A 13264-nucleotide genomic window follows, 5' to 3' on the forward strand; every position below is an offset into this window, starting at 1 on the left:
GGGTTCAACAAATATCTGCTATTCTGCCCCCCGCAATTAAGGGGGCAGTATGTTGAACATCGTGTTATTCGAACCAGAGATCCCGCCGAACACCGGGAATATTATCCGCCTGTGCGCCAACACGGGCTTCAGTCTGCATATCATTGAGCCGATGGGCTTCACCTGGGACGATAAACGCCTGAGACGCGCCGGACTGGACTATCACGAGTTCACTGCCGTGCAGCGCCATGCGGATTACGCGGCGTTTGTCGCCAGCGCGCAGCCGCAGCGTCTGTTCGCCCTGACCACCAAAGGCACGCCTGCGCACAGCGCAGTGAGCTATCAGGACGGCGATTTCTTGATGTTTGGCCCGGAAACCCGCGGTCTGCCGGCCAGCATCCTCGATGCCCTGCCGCCGGAGCAGAAAATCCGTATTCCGATGATGCCGGACAGCCGCAGTATGAACCTGTCAAACGCGGTGTCGGTGGTGGTGTATGAAGCCTGGCGCCAGCTGGGGTATCCTGGCGCGGTCTTGCGCAGCTAACCTGAGCGGTTCCCGGATTACGGCGCGTTGCGCCTTATCCGGGCTACATTTCTGTGCTTAGCAGCGGCAAATGGCAATACATCAAATCCCGTCGCCGTACTCGAAGGTGTGGTGGATGCCGTTGAAATGCTGATCCATATCCATCGCCGGCTTGTCGCTCTCCGGCTTGCCGACGATACGCGCCGGTACGCCCGCCGCGGTGGTGTGCGGCGGAACCGGCTGCAATACCACCGAACCGGCGCCAATCTTCGCGCCACGCCCGACTTCAATATTGCCGAGGATCTTCGCCCCGGCGCCAATCATTACGCCTTCGCGAATTTTCGGATGACGGTCGCCGCTGGTTTTACCGGTCCCGCCGAGGGTGACCGACTGCAGAATAGAGACGTCATCTTCAATCACCGCCGTTTCGCCGACCACAATGCCGGTGGCATGGTCGAGCATGATCCCGCGGCCGATTTTCGCCGCCGGGTGGATATCCACCTGGAAAGAGACGGAGACCTGATTTTGCAGGAAAATCGCCAGCGCGCGTCGCCCCTGAGTCCACAGCCAGTGGCCGATACGATAGGCCTGCAGGGCATGGAAACCCTTCAGATAGAGCAACGGCGTGGAGTATTTATCCACCGCCGGGTCGCGCGTGCGCACCGCCTGAATATCGCAGGCGGCGGAGGCGATCATTTCCGGATCGGCGGCGTAGGCCTCTTCCACCACTTCGCGAATGGCGATCGCCGGCATAATCGGGGAAGCCAGCTTGTTGGCCAGCATATAGCTCAGCGCGCTGCCGAGATTTTCATGCTTGAGTAGCGTTGCGTGGTAAAAACTGGCGAGCATCGGCTCACAGTCAGCCAAAGCCCGGGCTTCGGCTTTAATATTATTCCAGACGATATCCAGTTCTTCACACGGCATTGCATACTCCAGGCGATATAGTAATGACCTGCCAGTTCTGCGCTGGCAGGGTCATTCAGGTGACAAAGGAAAGCTAATTGCTGCTGCGCTCGTCCTTGCGGGCGCGACCCAATAAGGTCAATGCTGCCTCGCGCGCAATTTTTCCGCAATACAATACCTGATAAATTTCCTCGGTTATTGGCATTTCGACACCTAAACGCTGTGCCAGAACGCGAACTTCCTTGGTATTGCGGTAGCCTTCAACCACCTGGCCAATCTTGTCCTGGGCGCTCTGCACGTCCATACCCTGGCCGAGCATCATGCCGAAGCGACGGTTACGGGACTGGTTGTCGGTGCAGGTGAGCACCAGGTCACCGAGGCCGGCCATGCCCATAAAGGTTTCCGGATCGGCGCCCAGCGCCGCGCCGAGGCGGGACATTTCCACCAGCCCACGGGTAATCAGCGCCGTACGCGCATTGGCGCCGAAGCCGATGCCGTCCGACATACCTGCCCCGATGGCAATGACGTTTTTCACCGCGCCGCCGAGCTGCACGCCGATAAAGTCCGGGTTGATGTAGACGCGGAAGCTTTTGCCGCAGTGCAGTAGGCGCTGAAGGTCTTCCGCAAACTGCGGATCCGTGGCCGCCAGCGAAATCGCCGTCGGCAGGCCGGCGGCCAGCTCTTTGGCGAAGGTTGGCCCCGAGATCACCGCCAGCGGAATATCATCGCCCAGCGCTTCACGCGCCACGTCCTGCAGCAGACGGCCGGTTTCGGCCTCCAGGCCTTTGGTGGCCCACACCAGCCGCGCGTCGGAACGCATCAGCGGTTTAATCTGGCGTAACACCTGACCGAATACATGGCTCGGCACCACGACAAGGATGTCGCGGCTGGCGGCCAGCGCGGTGGCCAGGTCGCTCTCAAGATGCAGCGTATCCGGGAAAGGCACATCGGGAAGGAACGCGGCGTTGCAGCGATCGTGTTGCAGCGTCGCGATATGTTTCGGGTCATGGCCCCACAGCACAACGTGGTGGCCATTTCTTGCCAGGGTGATGGCAAGAGCGGTGCCGTAAGAGCCGGCACCGATCACAGTCATTGCAGCATTAAGTGCGTTCATCAGGCATCCTGATGTTGTTCAGCACCTTCGCCAGCCTGCTGCTGCAGATAGTTCATGAACAGCGCGTCGAAGTTCACTGGCGCAAGGTTAAGTTGCGGGAAGGTACCGCGGGAAACCAGGCTGGTGATGCACTCGCGCGCGTACGGGAACAGAATGTTCGGGCAGTATGCGCCGAGGCAGTGCGCCATCTGGGTGCCTTCGATGCCGTCGATGGAGAAAATACCGCCCTGCTGTACTTCACAGAGGAACGCGGTTTCTTCGCCCAGCGCAGCGGTCACGGTCACACGCAGCACCACTTCATAAACGCCTTCAGCCAGCTGGGTGGAGGCGGTATCCAGATCAAGTTTAACTTCCGGCTGCCAGTCTTTCTGGAAAACTTGCGGCGCGTTCGGCGCTTCAAAAGAGATATCTTTGGTATAGATACGCTGGATCTGGAAGGTCATTTCGGTGCTGTTTTGTTCTGACATAGTAAAACCCTTTCGTGTTGTCCTTAAATACGCGCTTCCGCCAGGGAAAGCGCGCAAAAATTAGCGCAAGAGGGGATCAAGTCCACCACGTGAATCAAGCGCATACAAGTCGTCACAGCCGCCAATGTGCTGCGCATCAATAAAAATCTGCGGAACCGTCGTCCGTCCGCTGCGCTGGATCATCTCCTCACGCTTCGCGGCATCGCCATCGATCGGCAACTCATGGAACGTTACGCCTTTGCTGTTCAGCAGCGCTTTCGCGCGGATGCAGAACGGGCAGGTCGCTTTGGTGTAGATCTCAATATTGGCCATGACTTCACTCCTGTTGTTACCCTGAGGGTTTTACGCCGCAGCCTGTGTTCCCTTCACGTCAGACGTGAAGGAGAAAACGCGGCGGCATCACCACGCGAGGTAAGTTATTTGCCGCGTACCAGAGGGAGGTTTTCGCCGCTCCAGCCAGCAATGCCCTCTTTCAGTACAAAGACTTTTTCAAACCCGGCTTTGTTCAGCGCGCTGGCGGGCTCTTGCGCCTGCATGCCGGAACCGTCTACCACAATAATGGGTTGCGATTTGTGTTTTTCCAACTCGCCGACGTTATTGGCTTTGATATCGCTGGGCAGCAGGTTAATAGCGCCGGCAATATGGCCTTTACGGAAATCGTCACGCTGACGCAGGTCGACCACCACCGCATCTTCTTTATTGATAAGACGCGTCGCTTCACCACGGGTGATGACTTTAACTTTCGACATCAGCCCCTTGAAGGTGGTGAACACTACCGCACCCAGCAGCGCGATCCACGCGATGCTCAGGACCGGGTGACGGCCGATGAATTGCATAATTTCTTGCATGGGGGGTTACAACTCCCGACTAAGTGAGAAAAAAACCAGGAAAGGAGTATACCTGTGCCTTGCGGCAATTACAGCCAGTGAGCGCGATGTAATGTATTTTCTGCGGGCGGTGGCGAAAAAAAGCCGCTCTCGCTGACCCGGCGCGGCCCGGCCGCTCCCTTTCTTTGATCTTTCACGGGGATTTAAACGATTCAGCTGTAGTAAAATTACGCAAAATTTCTGTCTTTGAGCATGAGGTTGTCGCAATGTCGGTTTCTAAAAAACCTATGGTACTGGTGATTCTGGATGGCTACGGCTATCGCGAAGACCAACAGGATAACGCCATTTATAGCGCTAAAACGCCGGTAATGGACGCGCTGTGGGCCAAACGTCCACATACCCTGATCGATGCATCCGGCCTCGAAGTCGGCCTGCCGGACCGTCAGATGGGGAACTCCGAAGTAGGCCACGTCAACCTGGGCGCCGGTCGTATCGTCTATCAGGACCTGACCCGTCTCGATGTGGAAATTAAAGAACGCACCTTCTTCGCCAACCCGGTACTGACCGCCGCGGTCGATAAAGCGGTTGCCGCCGGCAAAGCAGTACATATCATGGGCCTGATGTCGCCAGGCGGCGTCCACAGCCACGAAGATCACATCATGGCGATGGTGGAGCTGGCGGCAGAGCGCGGCGCTGAGAAGATCTACCTGCACGCCTTCCTCGACGGCCGTGATACGCCGCCGCGCAGTGCGGAAAAAACGCTGGCGACATTCGAAGCCAAATTTGCCGCGCTGGGCAAAGGTCGCATCGCATCGCTCATCGGCCGCTATTACGCCATGGACCGCGACAACCGCTGGGATCGCGTAGAACAAGCTTATGATCTGCTGACCCTGGCCAAAGGCGAATTCCAGGCCGATACCGCCGTCGCGGGTCTGCAGGCCGCCTACGCCCGTGACGAAAACGACGAATTCGTGAAAGCCACCGTTATCCGCGCCGCCGGCCAGGCCGATGCCGCGATGGAAGACGGCGACGCGCTGATCTTCATGAACTTCCGTGCCGACCGCGCGCGTGAAATCACCCGCGCCTTCGTCAACGCCGACTTCGACGGCTTTGCGCGTAAGAAAGTGGTTAATCTCGATTTCGTGATGCTCACCGAATACGCCGCCGACATCAAAGTCGCCTGCGCCTATCCGCCCGCCTCGCTGGCCAATACCTTCGGCGAGTGGATGGCGAAGCACGATAAAACCCAGCTGCGCATCTCCGAAACTGAAAAATACGCTCACGTCACCTTCTTCTTCAACGGCGGCGTAGAAGAGCCGTTTAAAGGCGAAGAGCGGATCCTGATTAACTCGCCGAAAGTGGCGACCTACGATCTGCAGCCGGAAATGAGCTCCGCCGAGCTGACCGAGAAACTGGTCGCCGCCATCAAAGGCGGAAAATACGACACCATCATCTGTAACTACCCGAACGGCGATATGGTTGGCCATACCGGGGTGATGGAAGCTGCCGTAAAAGCGGTTGAAGCGCTGGATCGCTGCATCGACCAGGTGGCTCAGGCGGTGGAATCCGTTGGCGGCCAGCTGCTGATCACCGCCGACCACGGCAACGCCGAGCAGATGCGCGACCCGGCCACCGGCCAGGCGCACACCGCCCATACCAATCTGCCGGTTCCGCTGATCTACGTCGGTAATAAAGCGGTCAAAGCGGTCAACGGCGGCAAACTTTCCGACATCGCCCCGACCATGCTGTCGCTGATGGGAATGGAAATCCCGCAAGAGATGACTGGCAAGCCGCTGTTCATCGTGGAATAATCCTTCCCCATGAGGGGAAAGGCGATGTATTCAACTACATGGATCGCAGCGGCAGTTCGATCCGTCCTTTACGCCAGCGCGCTCAGCGCTGGCGTATTGCTGTGCGCGTCATCTGCGCATGCCGACGATCGCGATCAGCTAAAGTCCATCCAGGCCGACATCGCCGCCAGGCAGCGGGCGATTAAGCAACAGGAGCAGCAGCGCGCAAGCCTGCTCGCCCAGCTCAAAGCGCAGGAAGAGGCGATCGCCGCCGCGGCCCGCAAACTGCGCGAAACCCAGGATAGCCTGAACCAGCTCAATAAGCAGATTGACGAGATGAACGCCGCTCTCGCGAAGCTGGAGCGCCAGCGCGCGTCTCAGGAGCGGAACCTCGCCGCGCAGCTCGATGCCGCTTTCCGCCAGGGGCCGCATACCGGCATCCAGATGGTGCTCAGCGGTGAAGAGGGCCAGCGCAATCAGCGGATGCAGGTCTATTTCAGCTATTTCAACCAGGCCCGCCAGGAGACTATCGCGGAGTTGAAGAAAACGCGCGAAGAGATGGCGGTGCAAAAGTCGATGCTCGAAGAAAAACAGAGCCAGCAGCAAACGCTGGTCTACGAGCAAAAGGCCCAGCAGGCGAAGCTGGAGCAGGCGCGTAACGAACGGAAAAAGACCCTTTCCGGCCTGGAGTCTTCCATTCAGCAGGGTCAGCAACAATTAAGTGAATTACGGGCTAACGAATCGCGCCTACGCGGTCGTATCGCCCAGGCGGAGGCTGCCGCCAAAGCCCGCGCCGATCGGGAAGCACGCGACGCGCAGGCGGTGCGCGACCGCCAGCAGGAAGCATCGCGCAAAGGCACTACCTATAAACCAACGGAAAGTGAGCGTTCGCTGATGTCACGCACCGGCGGGCTGGGCTCGCCGCGCGGTCAGGCGTTCTGGCCGGTTCGCGGTCCGCTCCTTCATCGATATGGCGAACAGCTGCAAGGTGAACTACGTTGGAAAGGGATGGTTATCGCCGCGTCTGAAGGCACCGAAGTCAGAGCCATTGCCGATGGTCGGGTCATTCTGGCCGACTGGCTGCAGGGCTATGGTCTGGTGGTGGTGGTCGAACATGGCAAAGGCGACATGAGCCTGTATGGCTATAACCAAAGCGCGCTGGTCAGCGTTGGTACCCAGGTGCGTGCCGGCCAGCCTATCGCGCTCGTAGGCAGCAGCGGCGGTCAGGGCCGTCCGTCGCTCTATTTCGAAATTCGCCGCCAGGGTCAGGCGGTCAATCCACAGCCGTGGTTGGGAAGATAAGTTTTGCTTCAATTTCGCGCAATTGCTCTTGCCGTAGCCGGTTCGCTGGCTCTGGCGGCGCCAGCGTTCGCTGGCAAACTCTCCATCGTTATTGACGATTTTGGCTACCGCCCGCAGACCGAGAATCAGGTGCTGGCGCTGCCGGCAACTATCTCCGTCGCCGTGCTGCCGAACGCGCCGCACGCCCGGGAAATGGCCACTAAAGCGCATAATCAGGGCCATGAAGTGCTCATCCACCTGCCAATGGCGCCGCTCAGCAAACAGCCGCTGGAAAAAGACACCCTGCGTCCCGAAATGAGCAGCGAGGAGATCGAGCGCATTATTCGCGAGGCTTACGGCAAAGTCCCTTACGCCGTCGGGCTGAATAACCATATGGGCAGCGCGATGACCTCCAACCTGTTTGGCATGCAGAAGGTGATGCAGGCCCTGGAGCGCTACAATCTCTATTTTCTCGACAGCGTCACCATCGGCAACACCCAGGCCATGCGCGCCGCGCAGGGTACCGGCGTGAAGGTGATTAAGCGCAAGGTGTTTCTCGACGATACGCAGAATGAAGCCGATATCCGCAACCAGTTCAATCGCGCCATCGCCCTGGCGCGGCGCAACGGTTCGGCGATAGCCATTGGCCATCCGCATCCGACGACGGTGCGGGTGCTGCAGCAGATGGTCTATAACCTGCCGCCGGATATCACGCTGGTGCGCCCGAGCAGCCTGCTGAACGAGCCGCAGGTCGACAACTCGACGCCAAACTACGCCCAGCCGCCCGCGCAACAAACGCAGCAGAAGCCGCGTAATCCGTTCCATGGCGTGAAGTCTTGCAAACCGAAGCGCCCGCTGGAGCCTGTGAACTCCAGCCGCTTCTTCACTATCCTCAGCGATAGCATCAGCCAGAGCGCGCTGATCCAGTACTATCGCCTCAAATGGCAGGGCTGGGACAATCCCGGCAACTAGACCACTCAGGGGTCCGTTCGCTTTTGCGCGACGGGCGCCTGGTTATCTTCGTGGGCGTACCACGCCTTAAAATATTTCAGAAAGCTGTAAAACGTCGCGTACAGGCCGGTCACCACGCCGACCTTGCCATAGCGCCACGCTCCGCTAAACAGATACCACTTAAAGAAAGCGCCAATGGCGCTGATGATCCCCCGCGTCAGCGAAGGTTTGATCTGCTGGTACTTCACCAGCCGGGTGGTATAGCTGTTCAGCTTATTAAACACTTCATGCAGCGAATAAAAGGTATCGTGGCGAACGAAGCCCGGCAGCCTGACGGAGCTCGCGTGTCCGACCACCTGGTCATCCACCGGCCGATCGTTAAACCGCGCCTGCTGGCGGTTAAAGAGGCGCACCGGATAATCCGGTGAGGAAATGGGGTAGATAGTCCGTACCTGTTTGCCTAGCACAAACCAGTAGCGCGGCAGACGCCAGGCGCAGGTCGGGTCAGGCTCCTCCCCCGCTTTTAGCGCCTGAATGGCCGCCACCACGTCATTATCAAGAATTTCGTCGCTGTCCATGCACAGCACCCAGTCATGGCTGGCCAGCCCGATGGCATAGTTCATCTGCGCGCCGTGGGCTTTATAGGCATGGTGATGGACGGTGAGACCAAACTGCTGGCAAATAGCGACGGTTTCGTCGGTACTGCCGGAGTCGACGACGATACATTCATCGGCCACCTTCAGCAGAGGCGGCAGCACCTCCATCAGCAGGCGCGCAGAGTTACAGGTCAGTAAGCATACGGAGAGTTTAAGCATGATAGTTACAAAGTTAAACTGCGACTAAACACACTGTATAAGCGAATAACCGTAAAATCGATGTAGAAATTGTGCGCTTAATATTAAGCAGGCTAAAAATGTTATCCAAATCTAAATTAAGGCGCCCGCAGGCGCCTTTTTTGCTGATTTTTACGCCAGCATGGGGGGTTAGTCCCAGCTCAAAACCACTTTACCGGACTGGCCGGAGCGCATCGCGTCAAAACCTTTCTGGAAGTCATCAATGCCGAAGCGGTGGGTGATGATCGGTGAGAGATCCAGACCAGACTGGATCAGCGCCGCCATCTTGTACCAGGTTTCGAACATTTCGCGACCATAGATACCTTTGATAAACAGCCCTTTGAAGATGACCTTGGTCCAGTCGATGGACATATCCGACGGCGGGATACCCAGCATCGCGATACGGCCGCCGTGGTTCATGGTATCCAGCATGCTGCGAAACGCCGGCGGCGCGCCGGACATCTCCAGACCCACATCGAAACCTTCGGTCATCCCCAGCTCGGCCATCACGTCATTAAGGTTCTCTTTGGCCACGTTCACCGCGCGGGTAACGCCCATTTTGCGCGCCAGCTCAAGACGGTACTCGTTGACGTCGGTGATCACCACGTTACGCGCGCCGACGTGTTTCGCTACCGCCGCCGCCATCACGCCGATCGGACCGGCGCCGGAAACCAGCACGTCTTCCCCGACCAGATCGAAGGAGAGCGCGGTGTGCACCGCGTTGCCGAACGGGTCGAAGATAGACGCCAGGTCATCAGAGATATTGTCGGGGATTTTAAAGGCGTTAAAGGCCGGGATCACCAGATACTCAGCAAAGCAGCCCGGGCGGTTGACGCCCACGCCGATGGTGTTGCGGCACAGATGGGTGCGGCCCGCGCGGCAGTTACGGCAGTGGCCGCAGGTGATATGCCCTTCGCCGGAGACGCGGTCGCCAATCTTAAAGCCGCGCACTTCCTGACCAATCCCCACCACTTCGCCGACATATTCGTGACCGACCACCATCGGCACCGGAATGGTCTTCTGCGACCACTCATCCCAGTTGTAGATGTGCACGTCGGTCCCGCAAATGGCGGTCTTGCGGATTTTAATCAGCAGATCGTTATGGCCGACTTCCGGTTCCGGTACGTCGGTCATCCAGATGCCTTCTTCCGCTTTCAGTTTGGATAACGCTTTCATCTCATACCCTTATTAGGCGATGACGCCCAGTTGTTTGCCGATGCGGGTAAAGGCTTCCACCGCACGCTCAATTTGTTCAGGGGTATGCGCCGCCGACATCTGGGTGCGAATACGCGCCTGGCCTTTCGGTACCACCGGATAGAAGAAGCCGGTGACATAGATCCCTTCTTTCTGCAGCTCGCGGGCAAAGTTCTGCGCCACCACCGCCTCGCCCAGCATCACCGGAATGATGGCGTGGTCGGCGCCGGCCAGCGTGAAGCCTGCCGCGGTCATTTTTTCGCGGAACAGACGCGCGTTAGCCCACAGGCGATCGCGCAGGTCTGCCCCCTCTTCAACCATCTCCAGCACTTTGATGGAGGCGGCCACGATGGCCGGCGCCAGAGAGTTGGAGAACAGATACGGACGGGAGCGCTGGCGCAGCCACTCAACCACCTCTTTGCGCGCGGCGGTGTAGCCGCCGGAGGCGCCGCCCAGCGCTTTACCCAACGTGCCGGTGATGATATCGACGCGCCCCATCACATCGCAGTATTCGTGGGAGCCGCGGCCGTTTTCGCCGACGAAGCCGACGGCGTGGGAGTCATCGACCATCACCAGCGCATCGTATTTATCCGCCAGGTCGCAAACGCCTTGCAGGTTGGCGATCACGCCATCCATCGAGAACACGCCGTCGGTGGCGATCAGCACGTGACGCGCGCCGGCCTCGCGAGCTTCTTTCAGACGCGCCTCCAGCTCTTGCATATCGTTGTTGGCATAGCGGAAGCGCTTCGCTTTACACAGACGCACGCCGTCGATGATCGAGGCATGGTTCAGGGCGTCGGAGATAATGGCGTCTTCCGGGCCGAGCAGCGTTTCAAACAGGCCGCCGTTGGCGTCGAAGCAGGAGGAGTAGAGGATCGCGTCTTCCATACCGAGGAAATCGGCCAGCTTCTTCTCCAGCTGCTTATGCGTATCCTGGGTGCCGCAGATGAAGCGTACCGAGGCCATCCCGAAACCGTGGCTGTCCATGCCGGATTTCGCCGCGGCAATCAGTTCCGGGTGGTTCGCCAGACCCAGATAGTTATTGGCGCAGAAGTTAATCACGTGGCTGTCGCCGACGGTAATGTCCGCCTGCTGCGCCGAGGTGATGATGCGCTCTTCTTTGAACAACCCTTCGGCCCGAGCGGTCTCCAGATTGCTAGTTAACTGTTTGTAGAAATCACCACGCATTGCAACTCTCCAGATTCGGCAAAATTTGGCACATATTACCCAAAGCTATACGCTGATACGAGATGATGCAGGCCTGAATGAATTATTTGCAGCATAAATCACGTCAGCCCAGCACCTTATTCTGCGAATGGCTGTAGGCTTGCTCATGTGGTGATATGATAAGAGCATTCATGTCCGGATTGTCTCCGGGCTCTCAACTTCAAAGGTACAGTTATGATCATCGTTACCGGCGGCGCAGGCTTTATCGGCAGCAACATCGTTAAAGCGCTGAATGACAAAGGCATCACCGACATTCTGGTTGTCGACAATCTGAAAGACGGCACCAAGTTTGTAAACCTGGTTGACCTGAACATCGCTGACTACATGGATAAAGAAGACTTTCTGATCCAGATTATGGCGGGTGAAGAGTTCGGTGAAATCGAAGCAATCTTCCACGAAGGCGCGTGCTCTTCCACTACCGAGTGGGATGGCAAGTACATGATGGACAACAACTATCAGTACTCCAAAGAGCTGCTGCACTACTGCCTGGAGCGCGAAATCCCGTTCCTGTACGCCTCCTCCGCGGCCACCTATGGCGGACGCACCAGCGACTTCATCGAGTCCCGCGAGTACGAACAGCCGCTGAACGTTTATGGCTACTCCAAATTCCTGTTCGACGAATACGTCCGCCAGATCCTGCCGGAAGCCAATTCGCAGATCGTCGGCTTCCGCTACTTCAACGTCTACGGGCCGCGCGAAGGCCACAAAGGCAGTATGGCGAGCGTCGCTTTCCACCTCAATACCCAGCTGAATAATGGCGAAAGCCCGAAACTGTTTGAAGGCAGCGACGGCTTCAAGCGCGACTTCGTCTACGTGGGCGACGTGGCTGACGTCAACCTGTGGTTCTGGGAAAACGGCGTTTCCGGCATCTTCAACCTCGGCACTGGCCGTGCGGAATCCTTCCAGGCCGTCGCCGATGCGACCCTGGCATACCACAAAAAAGGCAGCATCGAGTACATCCCGTTCCCGGACAAACTGAAAGGCCGCTACCAGGCGTTCACTCAGGCGGATCTGACTAACCTGCGCAAAGCGGGCTATGACAAACCGTTCAAAACCGTTGCCGAAGGCGTAACGGAATATATGGCCTGGCTAAACCGCGACGCGTAAGAAACAAGCATGAAAATATTGGTGGTAGGCCCGTCTTGGGTGGGCGACATGATGATGTCGCAAAGTCTTTATCGTACGCTCAGGGCGCGCTATCCCCAGGCGATTATCGACGTGATGGCGCCAGCCTGGTGCCGTCCGTTGCTTTCGCGCATGCCGGAAGTGAACGAAGCGATCCCGATGCCGCTGGGTCACGGCGCGCTGGCTATCGGCGAACGCCGTAAGCTCGGCCACAGCCTGCGCGAACGTCGCTACGATCGCGCTTACGTGCTGCCGAACTCGTTTAAATCGGCATTAGTCCCTTTCTTTGCCAATATCCCGCTGCGCACCGGCTGGCGCGGCGAGATGCGCTACGGACTGCTCAACGACGCCCGGGTGCTGGACAAAGACGCCTGGCCGCTGATGGTAGAACGCTACGTGGCGCTGGCCTACGACAACGGCGTGATGCGCTGCGCCAAAGATCTGCCGCAGCCGCTGCTGTGGCCGCAGCTGCAGGTCAACGAAGGGGAAAAGTCGCAGGCCTGCAGCGCCTTTAACCTGTCCAACGATCGGCCGATCGTCGGCTTCTGCCCCGGCGCGGAGTTCGGCCCGGCCAAACGCTGGCCGCACTATCACTATGCTGCGCTGGCGAAAAAGCTTATCGACGATGGCTATCAGATTGCGCTTTTCGGCTCGGCGAAAGATAACGAGGCCGGCAAAGAGATCATCGCCGCCCTCAGCAGCGAGCAGCAGGCCTGGTGCCGTAATCTGGCGGGTGAAACCCAGCTGGAGCAGGCGGTCATTCTGATCGCCGCCTGTAAAGCTGTAGTGACTAACGATTCGGGGCTGATGCACGTCGCCGCAGCGCTGGACCGCCCGCTGGTGGCGCTGTATGGCCCGAGCAGTCCGGACTTTACCCCGCCGCTGTCGCATAAAGCGCGGGTTATCCGTCTGATTACCGGCTACCACAAGGTGCGCAAAGGCGATGCCGCCGAAGGCTATCATCAGAGCCTGATCGACATCACCCCAGAACGCGTCCTGCAAGAGCTGAACGAACTATTAGCGGAAAAAACCGAGCACGAGGAAGCGTAA

General features: G+C 58.4%; 14 protein-coding genes. 6 read left to right on the plus strand and 8 right to left on the minus strand.

The window, feature by feature from the left end; all coding sequences use genetic code 11:
- Positions 1-49 precede the first annotated feature (49 nt).
- The gene (trmL, locus tag KHQ26_RS07210) at positions 50-523 is read left to right on the plus strand and encodes a tRNA (uridine(34)/cytosine(34)/5-carboxymethylaminomethyluridine(34)-2'-O)-methyltransferase TrmL (protein WP_002922423.1); all 474 of its coding nucleotides are present in this window, start codon (positions 50-52) and stop codon (positions 521-523) included.
- Between the two features lie 81 nt (positions 524-604).
- On the opposite strand, the gene cysE is transcribed toward trmL, so the two are convergent.
- From cysE to KHQ26_RS07235, 5 genes are all read right to left on the minus strand, one after another.
- Positions 605-1426 (minus strand): serine O-acetyltransferase, encoded by an 822-nt coding sequence (gene cysE / locus KHQ26_RS07215; protein WP_002922426.1) that lies wholly within the window; start codon positions 1424-1426, stop codon positions 605-607.
- A 73-nt stretch (positions 1427-1499) separates the two neighbouring features.
- Positions 1500-2519 (minus strand): NAD(P)H-dependent glycerol-3-phosphate dehydrogenase, encoded by a 1020-nt coding sequence (gpsA, locus tag KHQ26_RS07220; protein ID WP_002922427.1) that lies wholly within the window; start codon positions 2517-2519, stop codon positions 1500-1502.
- The gene (gene secB, locus KHQ26_RS07225) at positions 2519-2986 is read right to left on the minus strand and encodes a protein-export chaperone SecB (protein WP_002922428.1); all 468 of its coding nucleotides are present in this window, start codon (positions 2984-2986) and stop codon (positions 2519-2521) included. Before secB ends, gpsA begins: the two co-directional genes overlap by 1 nt.
- 60 nt (positions 2987-3046) lie before the next feature.
- Positions 3047-3298, minus strand: coding sequence for a glutaredoxin 3 (grxC, locus tag KHQ26_RS07230; protein WP_002922429.1), 252 nt, complete (start codon positions 3296-3298; stop codon positions 3047-3049).
- 104 nt (positions 3299-3402) lie between these two features.
- Complete coding sequence (locus tag KHQ26_RS07235) at positions 3403-3834, minus strand: rhodanese-like domain-containing protein (RefSeq protein ID WP_002922436.1); 432 nt, start codon at positions 3832-3834, stop codon at positions 3403-3405.
- 245 nt (positions 3835-4079) lie between these two features.
- On the opposite strand from KHQ26_RS07235, the gene gpmM reads away from it, so the two are divergent.
- The 3 genes from gpmM to KHQ26_RS07250 are packed head-to-tail and all read left to right on the plus strand — an operon-like array spanning position 4080 to position 7856.
- Positions 4080-5624: a 2,3-bisphosphoglycerate-independent phosphoglycerate mutase gene (gpmM, locus tag KHQ26_RS07240; protein WP_004152046.1), complete on the plus strand. Its 1545-nt coding sequence runs from the start codon at positions 4080-4082 to the stop codon at positions 5622-5624.
- Between the two features lie 9 nt (positions 5625-5633).
- Positions 5634-6905, plus strand: a complete 1272-nt coding sequence (gene envC, locus KHQ26_RS07245) for a murein hydrolase activator EnvC (RefSeq protein WP_020804949.1) — start codon at positions 5634-5636, stop codon at positions 6903-6905.
- Between the two features lie 3 nt (positions 6906-6908).
- The gene (locus KHQ26_RS07250; RefSeq protein ID WP_004188139.1) at positions 6909-7856 is read left to right on the plus strand and encodes a divergent polysaccharide deacetylase family protein; all 948 of its coding nucleotides are present in this window, start codon (positions 6909-6911) and stop codon (positions 7854-7856) included.
- A 5-nt stretch (positions 7857-7861) separates the two neighbouring features.
- On the opposite strand, the gene KHQ26_RS07255 is transcribed toward KHQ26_RS07250, so the two are convergent.
- The 3 genes from KHQ26_RS07255 to kbl form a co-directional block, all read right to left on the minus strand.
- On the minus strand, positions 7862-8650 hold the full coding sequence (locus tag KHQ26_RS07255) for a glycosyltransferase family 2 protein (protein WP_020804951.1): 789 nt from the start codon (positions 8648-8650) through the stop codon (positions 7862-7864).
- Positions 8651-8818: 168 nt separating this feature from the next.
- Positions 8819-9844 carry an L-threonine 3-dehydrogenase gene (tdh, locus tag KHQ26_RS07260; protein WP_002922461.1) on the minus strand — a complete coding sequence of 342 codons (1026 nt, stop codon included), beginning with the start codon at positions 9842-9844 and terminating at the stop codon, positions 8819-8821.
- A 12-nt stretch (positions 9845-9856) separates the two neighbouring features.
- Positions 9857-11050 (minus strand): glycine C-acetyltransferase, encoded by a 1194-nt coding sequence (gene kbl / locus KHQ26_RS07265; protein WP_002922462.1) that lies wholly within the window; start codon positions 11048-11050, stop codon positions 9857-9859.
- A gap of 213 nt (positions 11051-11263) precedes the next feature.
- Here kbl and rfaD point away from each other — a divergent pair, with 213 nt between their 5' ends.
- Positions 11264-12196, plus strand: coding sequence for an ADP-glyceromanno-heptose 6-epimerase (rfaD, locus tag KHQ26_RS07270; RefSeq protein ID WP_002922463.1), 933 nt, complete (start codon positions 11264-11266; stop codon positions 12194-12196).
- Between the two features lie 9 nt (positions 12197-12205).
- A complete protein-coding gene (rfaF, locus tag KHQ26_RS07275) occupies positions 12206-13264 on the plus strand; it encodes an ADP-heptose--LPS heptosyltransferase RfaF (protein WP_002922465.1) in 1059 nt (352 codons plus the stop codon).

The organism is Klebsiella sp. 10 (assembly GCF_018223925.1).
GTDB classification, from domain to species: Bacteria; Pseudomonadota; Gammaproteobacteria; order Enterobacterales; family Enterobacteriaceae; genus Klebsiella; species Klebsiella pneumoniae.

What these genes read in the sequence shown, in the direction of transcription:
- envC (WP_020804949.1), top strand. Translation starts at nt 5,634, where the DNA reads ATGAGGGGAAAGGCGATGTATTCAACTACATGGATCGCAGCGGCAGTT.
- gpmM (WP_004152046.1), top strand. Translation starts at nt 4,080, where the DNA reads ATGTCGGTTTCTAAAAAACCTATGGTACTGGTGATTCTGGATGGCTAC.
- tdh (WP_002922461.1), bottom strand. Translation starts at nt 9,844, where the DNA reads ATGAAAGCGTTATCCAAACTGAAAGCGGAAGAAGGCATCTGGATGACC.
- KHQ26_RS07235 (WP_002922436.1), bottom strand. Translation starts at nt 3,834, where the DNA reads ATGCAAGAAATTATGCAATTCATCGGCCGTCACCCGGTCCTGAGCATC.
- KHQ26_RS07255 (WP_020804951.1), bottom strand. Translation starts at nt 8,650, where the DNA reads ATGCTTAAACTCTCCGTATGCTTACTGACCTGTAACTCTGCGCGCCTG.
- trmL (WP_002922423.1), top strand. Translation starts at nt 50, where the DNA reads ATGTTGAACATCGTGTTATTCGAACCAGAGATCCCGCCGAACACCGGG.
- rfaD (WP_002922463.1), top strand. Translation starts at nt 11,264, where the DNA reads ATGATCATCGTTACCGGCGGCGCAGGCTTTATCGGCAGCAACATCGTT.
- rfaF (WP_002922465.1), top strand. Translation starts at nt 12,206, where the DNA reads ATGAAAATATTGGTGGTAGGCCCGTCTTGGGTGGGCGACATGATGATG.
- grxC (WP_002922429.1), bottom strand. Translation starts at nt 3,298, where the DNA reads ATGGCCAATATTGAGATCTACACCAAAGCGACCTGCCCGTTCTGCATC.
- cysE (WP_002922426.1), bottom strand. Translation starts at nt 1,426, where the DNA reads ATGCCGTGTGAAGAACTGGATATCGTCTGGAATAATATTAAAGCCGAA.
- secB (WP_002922428.1), bottom strand. Translation starts at nt 2,986, where the DNA reads ATGTCAGAACAAAACAGCACCGAAATGACCTTCCAGATCCAGCGTATC.
- kbl (WP_002922462.1), bottom strand. Translation starts at nt 11,050, where the DNA reads ATGCGTGGTGATTTCTACAAACAGTTAACTAGCAATCTGGAGACCGCT.
- gpsA (WP_002922427.1), bottom strand. Translation starts at nt 2,519, where the DNA reads ATGAACGCACTTAATGCTGCAATGACTGTGATCGGTGCCGGCTCTTAC.